General features: G+C 68.8%; 18 protein-coding genes. 1 reads left to right on the forward strand and 17 read right to left on the reverse strand.

The window, feature by feature from the left end:
• Positions 1–78 precede the first annotated feature (78 nt).
• From whiG to proS, 17 genes are all read right to left on the reverse strand, one after another.
• A complete protein-coding gene (gene whiG / locus AB0M87_RS00400; protein WP_365848914.1) occupies positions 79–915 on the reverse strand; it encodes an RNA polymerase sigma factor WhiG in 837 nt (278 codons plus the stop codon).
• Positions 916–1,144: 229 nt separating this feature from the next.
• Entirely contained in the window at positions 1,145–2,311 is a 1,167-nt protein-coding gene (dprA, locus tag AB0M87_RS00405; RefSeq protein WP_365848916.1) for a DNA-processing protein DprA, read from the reverse strand.
• Positions 2,308–3,930 (reverse strand): YifB family Mg chelatase-like AAA ATPase, encoded by a 1,623-nt coding sequence (locus AB0M87_RS00410; RefSeq protein WP_365848918.1) that lies wholly within the window; start codon positions 3,928–3,930, stop codon positions 2,308–2,310. Before AB0M87_RS00410 ends, dprA begins: the two co-directional genes overlap by 4 nt.
• Positions 3,930–4,289 (reverse strand): YraN family protein, encoded by a 360-nt coding sequence (locus AB0M87_RS00415; RefSeq protein ID WP_365848919.1) that lies wholly within the window; start codon positions 4,287–4,289, stop codon positions 3,930–3,932. Before AB0M87_RS00415 ends, AB0M87_RS00410 begins: the two co-directional genes overlap by 1 nt.
• A gap of 84 nt (positions 4,290–4,373) precedes the next feature.
• The gene (locus AB0M87_RS00420; protein ID WP_003965949.1) at positions 4,374–4,682 is read right to left on the reverse strand and encodes a DUF2469 domain-containing protein; all 309 of its coding nucleotides are present in this window, start codon (positions 4,680–4,682) and stop codon (positions 4,374–4,376) included.
• 55 nt (positions 4,683–4,737) lie between these two features.
• On the reverse strand, positions 4,738–5,250 hold the full coding sequence (locus tag AB0M87_RS00425) for an NUDIX hydrolase (RefSeq protein WP_365848921.1): 513 nt from the start codon (positions 5,248–5,250) through the stop codon (positions 4,738–4,740).
• Entirely contained in the window at positions 5,240–5,986 is a 747-nt protein-coding gene (lepB, locus tag AB0M87_RS00430) for a signal peptidase I (protein WP_365848923.1), read from the reverse strand. The genes AB0M87_RS00425 and lepB (AB0M87_RS00430) overlap by 11 nt, the downstream gene beginning before the upstream one ends.
• A gap of 46 nt (positions 5,987–6,032) precedes the next feature.
• The gene (gene lepB / locus AB0M87_RS00435; RefSeq protein WP_365849833.1) at positions 6,033–6,977 is read right to left on the reverse strand and encodes a signal peptidase I; all 945 of its coding nucleotides are present in this window, start codon (positions 6,975–6,977) and stop codon (positions 6,033–6,035) included.
• A complete protein-coding gene (lepB, locus tag AB0M87_RS00440; protein ID WP_365848924.1) occupies positions 6,892–7,953 on the reverse strand; it encodes a signal peptidase I in 1,062 nt (353 codons plus the stop codon). Before lepB (AB0M87_RS00440) ends, lepB (AB0M87_RS00435) begins: the two co-directional genes overlap by 86 nt.
• Entirely contained in the window at positions 7,946–8,722 is a 777-nt protein-coding gene (gene lepB / locus AB0M87_RS00445) for a signal peptidase I (RefSeq protein ID WP_365848926.1), read from the reverse strand. Before lepB (AB0M87_RS00445) ends, lepB (AB0M87_RS00440) begins: the two co-directional genes overlap by 8 nt.
• A gap of 33 nt (positions 8,723–8,755) precedes the next feature.
• Positions 8,756–9,106 (reverse strand): 50S ribosomal protein L19, encoded by a 351-nt coding sequence (rplS, locus tag AB0M87_RS00450; RefSeq protein ID WP_365848928.1) that lies wholly within the window; start codon positions 9,104–9,106, stop codon positions 8,756–8,758.
• Between the two features lie 130 nt (positions 9,107–9,236).
• Positions 9,237–10,058, reverse strand: a complete 822-nt coding sequence (gene trmD / locus AB0M87_RS00455; protein ID WP_365848930.1) for a tRNA (guanosine(37)-N1)-methyltransferase TrmD — start codon at positions 10,056–10,058, stop codon at positions 9,237–9,239.
• Entirely contained in the window at positions 10,058–10,603 is a 546-nt protein-coding gene (gene rimM / locus AB0M87_RS00460; RefSeq protein ID WP_365848932.1) for a ribosome maturation factor RimM, read from the reverse strand. Before rimM ends, trmD begins: the two co-directional genes overlap by 1 nt.
• Before the next feature lie 81 nt (positions 10,604–10,684).
• Positions 10,685–10,924: an RNA-binding protein gene (locus tag AB0M87_RS00465; RefSeq protein ID WP_042810017.1), complete on the reverse strand. Its 240-nt coding sequence runs from the start codon at positions 10,922–10,924 to the stop codon at positions 10,685–10,687.
• 2 nt (positions 10,925–10,926) lie between these two features.
• Positions 10,927–11,373: a 30S ribosomal protein S16 gene (gene rpsP / locus AB0M87_RS00470; RefSeq protein ID WP_365848933.1), complete on the reverse strand. Its 447-nt coding sequence runs from the start codon at positions 11,371–11,373 to the stop codon at positions 10,927–10,929.
• A gap of 219 nt (positions 11,374–11,592) precedes the next feature.
• Positions 11,593–12,186 (reverse strand): hypothetical protein, encoded by a 594-nt coding sequence (locus tag AB0M87_RS00475; RefSeq protein ID WP_365848934.1) that lies wholly within the window; start codon positions 12,184–12,186, stop codon positions 11,593–11,595.
• 284 nt (positions 12,187–12,470) lie between these two features.
• Entirely contained in the window at positions 12,471–13,898 is a 1,428-nt protein-coding gene (gene proS, locus AB0M87_RS00480) for a proline--tRNA ligase (protein ID WP_365848936.1), read from the reverse strand.
• 240 nt (positions 13,899–14,138) lie between these two features.
• Here proS and AB0M87_RS00485 point away from each other — a divergent pair, with 240 nt between their 5' ends.
• Positions 14,139–14,987 (forward strand): methyltransferase domain-containing protein, encoded by an 849-nt coding sequence (locus AB0M87_RS00485; protein ID WP_365848937.1) that lies wholly within the window; start codon positions 14,139–14,141, stop codon positions 14,985–14,987.
• Positions 14,988–15,031 lie beyond the last annotated feature (44 nt).

The following is a 15,031-nucleotide window of genomic DNA, read 5'->3' on the forward strand; positions in this document are numbered from 1 at the left end:
CGCTCGAATCCTTGGCACGGTGCCACTTTACGGAACCGCCTCCGCTTGCACCTACGGGCAGGGACGATTCAGCTCCGATCACCGGCCGACGTCAGCCAGCTTGGCCCGGAGCTGCAGGACCGACTTGGTGTGGATCTGGCTCACCCGGCTCTCCGTCACGCCGAGCACATGGCCGATCTCGGCCAGCGTCAGCCCCTCGTAGTAGTAGAGGGTGACGACGGTCTTCTCGCGCTCGGGGAGGGTGTTGATGGCGCGGGCCAGCAGTCGGCGCAGCTCTCGGCCTTCGGCCAGTTCGACCGGGTTGTCCGCTGCGGTGTCCTCCAGCGTGTCCATCAGGCTCAGCCGGTCGCCGCCCTCACCACCCACATGCAGCAACTCGTCGAGCGCCACCACATTGGCCAGCGACAACTGGCTGAAGACAGCGTGTAGTTCCTCGACCGCGATGCCCATCTCGGCAGCGACCTCACACTCCGAAGGGGTGCGCCGGAATTTGGCCTCCAGAGTGGCGTAGGCGCGTTCGACGGCGCGCGCCTTCTGCCGGACCGAGCGTGGAATCCAGTCGAGGGCCCGCAGCTCGTCGATCATCGCACCGCGGATACGGGTGATCGCATAGGTCTCGAACTTGATAGCCCGCTCGATGTCGAACTTCTCGATCGCGTCAATCAGCCCGAAGACACCCGAGGAGACGAAGTCCGCCTGCTCGACATTGGGCGGCAGCCCCACGCTGACCCGGCCCGCCACATACTTCACCAGGGGGGAGTAGTGCAGGATGAGCTGCTCGCGCAGCCGTTTGTCGCCCGTGGCTTTGTACGACCGCCACAGCTCATCGAGCGTCGATGGCGCGGAGGGCCGCATATGGCCACGGGCAGCGGGTGGTGCTGCCGCGCGGTCAGACCCGGACGTGTGCTGTGGCATTCGGTGCCTTGAGCCGTTCTGCTGGGACTGCGTGGGATGTGATTCTGCGCCGATCTCTGAGCCGAATCCTGGTGAGCGTAGCGTGACTGGACCATTGCGGGGCGCGATCGTCATGTCATCGCACCTGCACGCCGACGCCTCCTCGACGCCACCCAGGAGGTACCGAGGAGGTGATGCCGAAGGGTCCGCCGGAGCCCGCGACATCACCTTTTCACCCGATTGCCCCTGGTCAAGCACCGCCTCGCCGCGCGTCGACGGTCTGTGTCCTGTCCGATACCAACTGCCAACCTTCGCTTCGCCGTTCAACGAACCCCAACGAGTGGAGTTCGTACAACCTGGCGAGCGCTTCATCAGCCGTAGTGCCTGCTTCCCGGGCGATCTCGCGGCTGCCGGCCGCGCCCCGCCCCGGCAGCGCCTCCAAGACCCGCGCCGCGACGGGATCCAACAGGTCTCTGGGCAGCAGCGGGCCGGCCCTCGGCGGTGCGAGCTCCCCCATGTCACCGACCAGTTCGGTGACTTCCGCGGCATCGGTCACCAGCACGCCTTCGCCGCGCAGCAGTTCGTGAACACCCGAGGACAGCCCACTGGTGACCGGACCCGGCACTCCCATGACGAAGCGACCGAGCTTCTGCGCGCTGCGGGCGGTGGCCAGCGAGCCGCTGCGGTACTCCGCCTCGACCACGACGGTCCCCCTGGTGAGTGCGGCGATAACCCGGTTCCTGAGAATGAACCGGCTCTGGGTGGGATGGTCGCCCGGCGGTAACTCACCCACCAGGAGCCCCTGTTCGGCGATGCGACCGATCAGCTCGGCGTGACCGCGCGGATAGACCGTATCGACGCCGCAGGCCAGCACCGCGATCGTGGCCCCGCCGGCAGCCAGCGCTCCGCGGTGAGCGGCGCCGTCGACGCCGAAAGCGGCACCCGACACCACGACCCAGCCCCGCTCGGCGAGACCTGAGCCCAGCGAGGCCGCCATATGGGCGCCGTAGGCGGTGCAGGCGCGGGCACCGACCACGGCGACCGAGCGGAGCGCCCATATGCGCAGATGGGAACCTCCCCGGACCCAGAGCCCGATCGGCCGTGCGTCCCCCAGGTCGTCCAGTTGGCTGGGCCACTCCTGGTCACCGGGACAGACGAACCGGCTACCGGCCTCCTCGGCCGCCGCGAGATCCCGGTCGGGATCGGCCGCGGCGGCCCGCAGCCGGTACCCCCCGATCCGCCGTGCGCTCGCGCCCGGCAGTGGAACCCCGTCGTGCCCCGGTGAGCGGAGCCGCTGCCAGAGTTCCACCGCCCCGCACTCCCGCAGCCACCGGCCTCCGTGCTCGTCACCCGGTTCGACGACCCGAGTGAGGGCGGCCCGTGCCAGTCGTTCCTCGTCGCACACGCCACCGGTCATCGGGGACCACCGCCCGCAGCCGTCAGCGCCCCCCGGTCGACCCCCGTACGCAACTGCAGGGCGAGCGCCACATCGGTCTCGTCCGGACGGTCACGGCCTGCCAGGTCGGCCACGGTCCACGCCACCCGCAGCACCCGGTCGAGGCCGCGGGCAGTGAGCAGTCCGCGTTCCATGTCGCGCTCGGCGCCCAGCAGCGCGCCCGGAGCGGTCGTCCAGCGGGTCCGCAGTTCGTGGCCGGGCACCTCGCTATTGGTGCTCCACGGCGTGCCCTGCAGCCGGGCGGCAGCCCGTTCCCTGCCCTCTCGCACCCGTGCGGCGACGACCGCCGTCGATTCTTGGGTGCTGTCCTGCCCCAGCAGGTCCGACCTGTTCACGGGCTCCACGCCGACCCGGAGATCCACCCGGTCGAGAAGAGGCCCGGAGAGCCGTGCCTGATAACGGCGGACCGCCGACGGAGGGCATTCGCATACGGCGCCGCGCAGGCCGTGCCTGCCGCACGGACAGGGATTCGCGGCCAGCACCATCAGAAACCGCGCGGGCAGCCGCACCACCCCGGCGCTGCGAGCGACCACCACATGCCCCGATTCCAGCGGCTGGCGCAGCGCGTCCAGGGCCCGACCGGAGAACTCCGGCGCCTCATCCAGAAAGAGCACACCCCGATGGGCCAGCGACACCGCTCCCGGCCTTGGCAGTCCATTGCCGCCGCCGACCAGGGACTGCATGGTCGCCGAATGGTGCGGGGCGCAGTAGGGCGCTGTCCTGACCAACGGCTCCCCCGGCGGCAGAATCCCCGCTACCGAGTGCACGGCTGTCACCTCGAGTGACTCGTGCCGGGTCAACGGCGGCAGGATGGCCGGCAACCGCTCGGCCAGTATGGTCTTGCCCGCTCCGGGTGGGCCGTGCAGCAGCAGATGGTGTGCTCCGGTGGCGGCTACCTCCAGTGCTTTTCGCGCCGCCTGCTGCCCGGCCACATCCGCCAGGTCGCTACCGCTGCCGTGCGGAGAGGCCGACGCCAGACCGGTGCCCGCCCCGGCGCCCGGCACCATCAGCCCGGCCAGCATGGGGTCCGGCCGGCCTTCCGGCGGAGCCGACTCGTCCGGGACGGGCTCTCCGGTCAGCACGGCGATGAGCTGTCGCAGACTCCGCACCCCGAGGACCGAGATGCCCGGCACCAGGGACGCCTCACCCGCGGTCTGTTCGGGCACCACGACCTGGCGGTACCCGGCCTCCGCCGCGGCCAGTACGGCGGGGAGGATTCCGCGTACCGGTCTGACCCGGCCGTCGAGCCCGAGTTCCCCGACCAGCACCAGATCGGCGATCTCGTTGGGGTCGATCCGCTCGGCGGCGCCGAGCACCGCGCAGGCCACGGCCAAATCGAAACCGCTGCCGCCCTTGGGCACGGACGCGGGGCTCAGCCCGACGGTGAGCTTCTTCTGCGGCCATTCGGCGCCGGAGTTCACCACTGCGGCCCTGACCCGGTCCCGGCTCTCCACCAGGCTCTTGTCGGGGAGCCCGACGAGAGTGAAGGCGGCGACCCCGGGCTCGAGGTCTGCCTGCACCTCCACCACCACGCCCTCGACGCCCACCAGAGCCACCGAGCACGCCCGGGCGAAGCCCATCAGGCCACCCCCCGCGCATGCTCGACCTGCGGCGCGCCGCGGGTCGGCAGCAGGATGCCGATCAGGTCGATACGGACTCCGCCCGGCGGCGCCCCGCCATGGACGTCCAGCCAGCGTTCAGCGAGGTGTCTGAGCCGCTCCGCCTTGACCGGTGTGACGGCCGCCATGGGGTGTTCGAAGCGACCGTCCCTGCGGGTCTTGACCTCGCAGACGACCAACGCGTCGCCGTCCCGCGCGACGATATCGATCTCGCCCGCCCTGCATCGCCAGTTGCGCTCGACGATGGTCATTCCGGCCCCGGCCAGCGTCCTTGCCGCCAGTTCCTCGCCGTACCGCCCGAGTGCCCCCCGTGCGTTCATGTCGGCACCACCTCCGGTACCGACTCTGAGGCCGGAACGCCCACCGTGTGGATCTCGGTGGACTACTCGGCGGTTGTGGACAACTCAGCCACCCGGAAGCTCGAGATCGCTCTTGTTGAGCTCCTCGATGTTCACATCCTTGAAGGTGAGCACGCGCACCTGTTTGACGAACCTGGCCGGCCGGTACATGTCCCAGACCCAGGCATCCGCCATCGAGACCTCGAAGAAAACCTCGCCCTGCACCGAGTGCACCTGCATCTCGTAGTCATTGGTGAGGTAGAAGCGCCGTTCGGTCTCGATCACATATTTGAACAGACCGACGACGTCGCGGTACTCCCGGTAGAGCTTCAGCTCCATCTCGGTCTCGTACTTCTCGAGGTCCTCGGCGCTCATGGCATGTTCCCCTTCAGCCGTGCGTCCCCCCATTGTGCGCCGGTTCCTGGCACCGCTAGGCGATTTCCGGGGCAAGGACCACCGGTGCAGCCGGGGGACCCTCGTCGAGCAGCGTGCGCAGCAGCCCGGCGAGCCTGGTCGGGTACACCGTCTCACGCGCTGCGGACAGTTCGGCGGAGGTCCACCACCTCAGCCCCGCGACACTGCGCTGCTCCAGGCTCGTCAACCCGTCCAGGGAGGTCTCAGTCCGAGTGGTTCGGGCAAGAAAGTACCATTCGTCCTGATTCCAGCGCCGGCCGTCGAAGGGGAACGAGCACAGCCGGGTCCAGAGCAGTGGACCGAGCTCGACGCCGACGAGCCCGGTCTCCTCCTGCACCTCGCGCAGCGCCGCCTCCTCCCGGCTCTCACCCGCCTCGACGCCGCCGCCCGGGGTGAACCACCAGGTGCGCTCCGGGCCGGCCGGCTCGAAGCCGTGGAGCAGCAGAATGCGGTCGTCGGGATCGAGCAGGATCACCCGCGCGACCTTGCGCAGTTCACCGGGGAGCGCAGCGGGCTGCTCAGCGGACACCGGCCACGGCCTTCTTGCGCCCGAGCCGCTGCGTCAGGGGCCCGTAGGCCGCCCCGCCCAGGATCAGCAGCAGGCCGAGCAGCACCGATCCGAGTACCAGCTTCACCGGTCCGAGCTGGGAGACCCCGCCCGGCAGCGCCGAGAAGGCCTTCGGGCGGTCCAGCACCCCGCCGCCCAGCGGCCAGGCGATGGCGTCCACCCGCGCGGACACCGTGGACAGCGGCACCGAACCGTGTTCGGCGTCCTGCAGGTGGACCCGGGAGTCCATCGAGTTGGTGCGCTCGTCGCCGAGCACGAACAGTTGTCCCTCGGGTACCTTCGCGGTGAAATCGGTCGCCGATGCCCGGCCCTTGGTCAGCGGATTGTTCTGCAGATACGGTTCTGCGATCCCCTTGCCGTTCACCGTCAGCCGGCCCTGGGAGTCGCAGCAGGCGACCTTGTCGCCGCCCACGCCGACCACCCGCTTCACCATGGGCATGTCGCCCCATGCCGGGTCCTGGAAGATCACCACATCGCCCCGGCGGACCTTGCTGCCGTCTATTCGCTGCGCCAGCACCCGGTCCCCGACCTTGACGGTCGGGGTCATCGAATCCGTCGGCACGGTGTACGGCTTGTACTCCACAGCTCCCCAGGCGAAACCGCCGAGAAAGAGCACGCAACCGACGGCCACGGCCAGCCCCGACAACGCATTGCCGAGCCGACCGCGATCGCCGCTCGTACGAACTGTTCCGCTCATCCCAGCGTTCACCCACACATTGGAGATCGACATCTGGGAGGGCACCTTACCCGGCAGTACGCCTGCGGGACACCTTCCGCCTACGCCGCAGCACGATCGGCAGGGCGCCGGCGAATCCCAGCGCTCCCGGACCCAGCGCCGCGGCGGCGTTGATGCCCGGCTGGTCGAAGGTGCTGGGGACGCCCAGCCACGACCAGCGGTTGACCGGCCAGACCACGGTGAAGGCCCGACCGACGACCTGGTCCACGGAAACCGTGCCGCCGCCCTTCAGATTCTGATGATAGCGGGAGTCCAGCGAGTCCTGTCGATGGTCACCCATCACCCAGATCCGGTCCTTGGGCACATTGATCGGCCCGAACGGCTGATCGTCGCAAGGCGTGTTCCCCGGATAGATGTACGACTTCTCGGAGAGCGCCTTGCCATTGACCATGACCGGCCCCCCCTTCTTGCACTCCACGGTGTCGCCGCCGACCGCGATGACCCGCTTGATCAGGTCCTTCTCGTTCGCCGATGGCATCAGACCGATGAAGCTGAGGAACTTCTGTGCCACGTTCGGGTCCGGCGTCGGTTCCCCCTCGAGCCAGCCGCCCGGATCGTGGAAGACGACCACCTCACCGCGCTCGGGCTTCGAACCGAACCACGGAGTGAGCTTGTCCACCAGAACGCGGTCTCCCACCAGGAGCGTGTTCTGCATCGACTCCGACGGGATGGAGAACGCCTGCACCAGGAAGGTCTTGATCAACAGAGCGAGAACCAGCGCGATACCGATGAGGAGCGGCAGCTCCTTCCAGAAGGAACGCTGATTCCTGGCAGCCCGGTCGTCCTTGGTCGGACCACCGTCCCTGTCGGCTCCGCCCGGCCCACCGGATTGGTCCCGCCCGCCGGATCCGCTGTCCACGCCGACCTCAGAATCTTCGTTCTCTGCGCCACCGACGGGCGAACCGGGCCGGTCCTCCGGCTCGTCGTGTCCGGATCGTGCGCCGACCGCCACGTCCCCCACACCCACTCCTCACTCCGTGTCGTCGCCTGCCCCGAACAAGGCGCAGACCCACCACTCCCATAACGAGCGGGAGTTCCGCAGGAGTCGGGAGCCGGGCCATTCCGTGCCGATCCTGGAAACCCAGACTATTCGACGCGCCGGGCGCAGCCGACGACCCGGTCGTCCTGGCTGCTACCGAGGAGAATGTCTTCGGCTCACTCAGGCGGGTCCAGTGTCCGAACGGCCACGCGATGACCTCGGCCCGTCCGATCACCCCGTCCACCGAGACCGTCCCCTGGAACGCCTCATTGAGATGGAAGCGCGAATCCGCCGAGTTCGACCGGTGGTCGCCCATCACGAAGATTCTCCCCATCGGAACCTTCACCTGGAACTTCAGCGTCGAGGGCGGATTCCCCGGGTGCAGGTAGGGCTCGTCCAGCGGGACCCCGTTGACGGTGACCTTGCCGTTCGTGTCGCAGCACTTCACGGTGTCGCCGCCGACCCCGATGACCCGCTTGATCAGGTCCTGCTCGTCGTTCGATGGCAGCAGACCGATGAAGGTGAGCCCCTCCTTGACCTGTTTGACGCCCACCGGATCGTTGTTCGCCTGCTGTTCCTCGGGCGGCAGCCAGTGGCCGGGGTCCCGGAAGACGACGACGTCCCCGCGGTGCGGCTGCCAGCCGAACCACGGGGTGAACTTGTTGACCAGCACCCGATCACCGATTCGGATCGTTTCTTCCATCGAACCCGAAGGGATGACGAAGGCCTGCACCAGAAACGTCTTGAGCACCAACGCGATCAGCACCGCGACGACGATCAGAAGGGGGACCTCCTTCACCGCCGACCGGCGCCGCCGCCGCTTGACCTTGCGGGCGAGTTTCCGCCGCTCGGCACGGGTCGGCAATGACCTCTCGCCGGTCGGCCGGCTCCCCGTGGGCAGCCGCTCGTCGTCCTCCCGGTCCGGACGGACCCGCCCCCGGTTACCCATGTGCGCCGCCGGCCGCGGGGACGTGCGCGAAGGCCCCGGTCCGGGTCAGCGAGGACCAGCGGCCGAAGGGCCAGCCGATCCAGCCGGCCCGGCCGATGACCTTGTCGACGGGGACCGTGCCACCGCCGGGCTCACCGAGGTGCTCGCGGGAGTCACCGGAGCGTGATCTGTGGTCGCCCATGACCCAGAGCCTCCCCTCGGGCACGACGATGTCGAAGGGCACCTTCGACGGAGGATTTCCCGGGTACAGATACGTCTCATCCACCGGTCGCCCGTTCACTTCGAGCCTCCCCCGCTTGTCACAGCAGACCACGTGGTCGCCGCCCACACCCACCACCCGCTTGATGTAGTCGGTATCGGCGGGCTCGGCCAACCCCAGCGCGGCAGCCGCTCCGTGCAGTGCCCGGGTGACCGGATTCTGCGACGGGGCCTCCCGCACGAAGGATCCGGTGCCGTCGAACACGACCACGTCACCGCGGTGCGGTACGGAGCCGAAGCGGTACGCCAGTTTGTTCACCAGGACCCGGTCGCCCACCTGGAGCGTGGGCTCCATCGAGCCGCTGGGGATCAGAAACGGCTGCATCACGAAGTGGCTCAGGAGCAGCAGGAAGACGGCGCAGACCATGGCCAGCAGCCCGGCCCTGCGCCACGGCCCTGCGGCATAACCGGAGTACCTGGAGAACCGCATGGAGCGTGACCTCTGTCCCTCGCCGGACGTATCCGGGCCGGGAGAGAGGTCACGCTCCATGTGCTGTGCTTCGGTGTCCATCGGGGCCAGAGCTTATCCGGCCGCGCTGTGGACTCAGTTGTCGCGCTTCTCCTTGATCTTCGCAGCCTTGCCGCGCAGCTCACGGAGGTAGTACAGCTTCGCGCGGCGGACGTCACCGCGGGAGACCAGCTCGATCTTCTCGAAGATGGGGCTGTTCACCGGGAAGGTGCGCTCGACGCCGACGGAGAAGGAGACCTTGCGGACCGTGAAGGTCTCGCTGACGCCCGCGCCCTGGCGGCGGATGACTACACCCTTGAACTGCTGGATACGCGAGCGGTTGCCCTCGATCACGCGGACGTGAACGTTGACGGTGTCACCGGGCCGGAAGGCCGGGAGGTCGCTCCGCAGGGATGCGGCGTTGACGTCGTTGAGCAGGCTGGACATGATCTTCTGCTTTCTTCGCCGATGCCACAGGTCATCGACGGAATCATCGTGATGAGTTCGGGAGCTGATCGCGTCGGACGGTCGTCGTTCCCCCTGTGGCAGGGGCGCACGCCGGACGTACAGCAGCGGCCTATTCTTCCACGGCTCCGGGCTCTCGCCCAAATCGTCCCCCGGGCCCCTGCTTCCAGCCGAGGATGGAGAGCATCTCGCGGTCCTTCTTGTCGAAGGAGCCGGGGTCGCTGCGCTCCAGCAGATCCGGCCTGTTGAGGTCCGTACGACGGAACGCCTCGTCCCGTCGCCAGCGGGCGATCCTGCCGTGGTGGCCGCTGAGCAGGACGTCCGGAATGCCCCGGCCGCGCCACTCGGGGGGTTTGGTGTAGACGGGACCTTCGAGGAGGTCGGCCATCGCCCCGGTGGCGAACGAGTCGTCGCGGTGCGACTCGGCGTTGCCGAGCACACCCGGCAGCAACCGGGCCACCGCTTCCGTGATCACCAGTACGGCTGCCTCGCCGCCGGCCAGCACGTAATCGCCGATGGAGACTTCGTACACCGGCATCCGGGTCGCGTACTCGTCGACGACCCGGCGGTCGATGCCCTCGTATCTCGCCGGTGTGAAGATCAGCCAGGGACGCTCGGAGAGTTCAACCGCCACCTGCTGGGTGAAGGGGCGCCCACTGGGCGTGGGAACGACCAGCACCGGTTCACCGGCACCTGCCTCGTATCCGGCGGCCAGTACCTCGTCCAGCGCATCGCCCCACGGCTCGGTCTTCATGACCATGCCGGGGCCGCCACCGTAGGGGGTGTCGTCGACCGTGTTGTGCCGGTCGTACGTCCAGTCGCGCAGATCGTGCACCCGTACGTCCAGCCGGCCACGGGCGCGCGCCTTCCCGACCAGCGAGACGTTCAGCGGCTCCAGGTACTCGGGGAAGATCGTGACGACGTCGAGCCGCATCAGTCCTCGTCCCTGCTGGAGGCCGTCTCGGCCTGACTGTCGTCGATGAGCCCGGGCGGCGGATCGATGACGGCCTGCTGCTTCCCCAGGTCGATCGAGGTGACGATCTCCTCGACGAAGGGAATCATGACCTCGCTGCCGTCCGGCCGTTCCACGATGAACAGGTCCTGCGAGGGCAGATGGCTGATCTCGGTGATCCGGCCGATCTCCGTGCCGTCGGCGAGCACCACGTCCAGGTCCATCAGCTGATGGTCGTAGTACTCATCCGGGTCCTCGGGCAGTTGCTCCGGGTCGATCTCGGCGATCAGCAGCGTATTGCGCAGGGCTTCGGCGGCCGTCCGGTCGTTGACGCCCTCGAAGCGCAGCAGCAGCCTGCCGCTGTGCACCCGGCCCGTCTCGATGGTCAGCGGGCCCACCGGTGCCGGGTCGGTGGCGAGTACGGCGCCGGGTCCGAGTCGCAGTTCGGGCTCGTCCGTGCGTACTTCGACGGTGACTTCGCCCTTGATGCCATGGGCACGGCCGATCCGCGCGACTACCAACTGCACCTGCGTCACTCCTGTCGTACGACGACGGGCCGGGGATGGCTCGTAAGCCCTCCCCGGCCCGAGCCGGTGTTCAACTCTTGCTCAGCGGACCTGGTCCACGTCGACGAGGTCGACGCGGATGCCACGGCCGCCGATGGCGCCCACGACCGTGCGCAGGGCGCGTGCGGTGCGACCGTTGCGGCCGATCACCTTACCGAGGTCTTCGGGGTGCACCCGGACCTCCAGCACCTGCCCGCGACGCAGGTTGCGCGAGGCGACCTGCACGTCATCGGGGTTGTCGACGATGCCCTTCACGAGGTGCTCGAGAGCCTCCTCGAGCATGCTCAGGCCTCGGTCGACTCGGTGGACTCAGCGGCCGGAGCCGCCTCGTCCGCCTTCTTGTCGGCCTTCTTCGCCTTGGGGGTGATTGCCTCCCCCTTCGGCTCGCCGTCCTCGATGGACTTGGCGAACGCCTCGAACGCGGCGCGCTTGTCGGCCTTGGGCTCCGGCTGGAGCAGCGGCTTGGGGGCCGGAAGGCCCTTGTGCGCCTGCCAGTCACCGGTGAGCTTGAGGATCGCCATGACCGGCTCGGTCGGCTGGGCGCCGACGGACAGCCAGTACTGCGCGCGCTCCGAGTTGACCTCGATGCGCGAGGGGTTCTGCACCGGGTGGTACAGGCCGATCTCCTCGATGGCCCGGCCGTCACGGCGGGTACGGGAGTCGGCGACGACGATGCGGTAGTGAGGCGAACGGATCTTGCCCAGACGCTTCAGCTTGATCTTGACTGCCACGGGAGTGGTGTCTCCTGGTCTTGACGTGGTTGGGCACAACGGGATGCCACGTGGGGTTGCGGCACTCGGGTGCCCGATGGACGCGTCAGCCGGAGGACGAGAGGGTTCCTGTGCGGCTGTCGAGTACAGCTGTTCATTGTGCCATACGTCCGCACACCCGGTGACCCCACCGTCGGCCGGCATTCCCGGCCCCGGAAGTGGTGCCTCGAACCGCTGAGGTCAGCCGGCGGCGGCCACCGCCTCCGGGATCCGGAAGGCGTTCCCGCAGCCACCGCAGACAATGGGTGCCTGAGCCAGCACGGAGGGGACGACCCGGACGTTGCGTCCGCAGTCGCAGACCGCCTTCACCCGGACGCCGCCACCGGACGAACCGTGCCGGGCCGCGGGCCCGCGGAACGAGCGCTTGGTGTCCGCCGCCGTGGCGACGGTGTGCGCCTTCAGGGCGCGCTGCAGCCGCTCGATGGTCGGGCGGTATCTGCGCTTCGCCTCCGGATTGAGCGAGACCAGCGAGAAACCGCTGCTGGGATGCGGCTCCTCGGGATGGTCCAGGCCCATCTCCTCTGCGATCGCCAGGAACCGGCGGTTGTGGTAGCGGCCGGCTCGGGAGGTGTCGCGGACACCTCGCGCAGCGGCGATGCCGTGGACTGCCTCATGGAGCAGTCGCTCGAAGGAGAGTTCAGCGCCACATGCGGACGAGGACTCGCCGATCAGGGACTCGGGCGCGGCTAGATCCGGCAGCTCGGGGTGGTACCGCTGAATATCGGCCCACGCCTGCGCCAGCTCTGCGGCGAGGACAGTTGGTGTCGTGCTCACGTCTACCCAACGAGCCGGAGCACCGCTGTGTTCCTATTCCGGGCCATCCCAAATAATTTGCACGTACCCGTCAGTTGCCATTGATGCGTCCGGACGAGGGCGGGTGCGCTGATCTGCGGAGAAGCCTCACAGCTCACACCAAGGTGGTACGTAGGGTTGCGTACGCCCCGGCGCGCGAGACGACCTCGCACGCCGGTATGAAACCGGTCGGCTGTCACGCAAGAGGCATTCCGGCCGAACTTGCGGCCCCCGGGCCGCCTGTGCACGGGCCGATCTCCGCGAGGTCAGTACGCGCGGGCCACCAGAGCGACCGTACCGGGCGCGTCGTCCGTCTCCGGCACCGACCCGTCCTCGGCGACCAGACACCGTACGGACACCGCCTGTTCGGCGAGTTCCGCCTCACCCACCGGACCAAGGTCGGCCCACGGGATGCGCGCCCAGCCGCCGGCCGCCGCCACCTCGGCAGCCTCCCCGGCCGTGGCGACGTCGCTGGTCCGGGATTCCCGGCGCTCGCGGGATTCCCGCAGCAGCTGGGTCTGTGCCTCCTCGAGAACCGTGGGCAGCAGCGCGGCCAGGCCATCGATCGGCACGGACTCCTTGGCGCCCGGGGCGCCGGGCGGCACCACCCGCCGCACCAGCGTCACGGTGCCGGCCGCGAGATCGCGCGGGCCGACCTCGATCCGTACCGGCACGCCCTTGAGCTCCCAGTCGACGCTCCGGCGGCCGAACGGGGTGTCGGTGCGGTCGTCGACCTGGACACGGATCCCCACGGCCCGGAGGGCGTCACCGATCGCGCGGGCCTTCGCCACCGCCTCGTCGCCCTTGATGGCGACGACCACGACCTGGACGGCTGCCAGCCGGGGCGGCACCCGCAGACCGCTGTCGTCACCGTGCGACATGATCAACCCGCCGACCATCCGGGTCGAAGCACCCCAGGAGGTCTGCCAGACCAGCTCCTGAAGGCCGTCCTTCGACAGGTAGCGGGTGTGGAACGCCTGGGCGAAATTGGTGCCGAGCTCATGGCTCGTTCCCATCTGCAAGGCCTTCCCGTCCCCCATCATCCCTTCGAGGGTGAGCGTGTTGATGGCTCCGGCGAACCGTTCCCTGGCGGTCTTGCGGCCCAGCACCACGTCGATTCCGAGTACCTGAGTCATGAAGTCGGCATAGACGTTCCGGTGGATGTGCGCCGCGAACTCACGGGCCTGCGTTCGGTCGGCGTGGGCCGTGTGCCCCTCCTGCCACAGGAATTCAGTCGTTCGGAGGAACACCCTCGGCCGCATCTCCCAACGGACCACATTGGCCCACTGATTGATCATCAACGGCAGGTCCCGATAGCTCTGCACCCACTTCGAGAAGTATTCATTGATGATCGTCTCGGAGGTGGGCCGCACGACGACCGGCTCCTCCAGCTCCTTGCCGCCCGCCTGAGTGACCACCGCCAGCTCCGGTGCGAAGCCCTCGACGTGCTCAGCTTCGCGACTCAGGTAAGACTGGGGGATGAAGAGCGGGAAGTAGGCGTTCTGGACACCCGCCTGCTTGATGCGGGCGTCCAGCTCCTGCTGCATCCGCTCCCACAGCCCGTAGCCGTACGGGCGGATGACCATGGTGCCGCGCACCGGGCCGTTGTCCGCCAGTTCGGCCTTATTGATCAGGTCCTGGTACCAGCGGGGGAAATCGTCCGCTCGGGGCGTGAGAACGGGAGCCTTTGCCATGGCTCGAATCGTACGGCGACTGCCGCCGGGACCGTGAGCAATTAATCGCCCGGAGGCGCATGACCAGGGCGCATCAACGGTTCACACAAGCATTGCCGCACCACCCCTGGACTTGAGCGCGGATGCGCAGTTCTCTGGCATACGTGGAGTCTCTGGCGATACGCGGAGAGTGCGCGCACAGCTGTACGGGGGCCGGCCTTCAGAGCACAACTGATCTCTCGGCGAATTGGGGCGCTTTCGATGTCATCAACGCTCGTCCGTAACCAGCGGCACGCGGCAGTGGCTCCTTCTGCGGAAGCGATTGCGCGGGCCCGCGACTGGGCCGAGATCCAGGAACGGATGCTCGTCCCGCTGTACGAAGCGGTCTACAAACGGCTGGACGCCGGCAGCGGTACGCGGCTGCTGGGCATCGGTTGCGGCTCGGGCCTGGCGCTGCTGATCGCGGCCGCCCGTGGAGCCGCCGTCACCGGCGTGGACACGCACGCCGAGCGGGTCGCGCTGGCCCGCGAGCGGCTGCTCCCGGACGAGGCGAAGGGCCAGTCCCCGGCGCGCACCGGGAAGGGCACGCCCCGCTTGGTGCACGGCGGTCCGGCCGATGTCTCGGATGCCACCCTGCCGGCCTACAACCTGCTCACCGCTTTCGAGCCGATCGGCTGTGTGGCGGGCGACTCGGACGGGCTGCGGCCCGCAATCGTGGACGCCCTGCCACTCACCGAGCGCGGCAGCGCCGTGGTGCTCACCGGCTGGGGCCCGCCCGAGCGCTGCGCCACCTCGGCGGTCCTGCGGGTCGCCACCCGACTGGCCGATGGGCCGCGTCAGCCGCTCAGGGACGAACTGGAGGAAGTCGCGGCACAGGCCGGGCTACGGCTCGACGGGTCGGGCAGGGTGGCCTGCCCGTTCGGTTACGCGGACATCAGGAGCGCGGTGCGCGGCCTGCTCTCCACCGGACTGTTCGACGCCGCGATACAGGCAACGGACCGCTCGCAGGTCGAGAAGGAGGTCGCTGAGGCGCTCCATCCGCATCTGCGCCGCGACGGCACCGTCTGGATGCCGAACATCTTCCGCTACGTGGTCGCGCGCACCCCGTAAACGGGCATGGAGAACGGCCCGCACCCCGAGGGGTGCGGGCCGTT

The sequence above is a fragment of the Streptomyces sp. NPDC051320 genome (assembly GCF_040682175.1).
Taxonomy (GTDB): Bacteria; Actinomycetota; Actinomycetes; order Streptomycetales; family Streptomycetaceae; genus Streptomyces.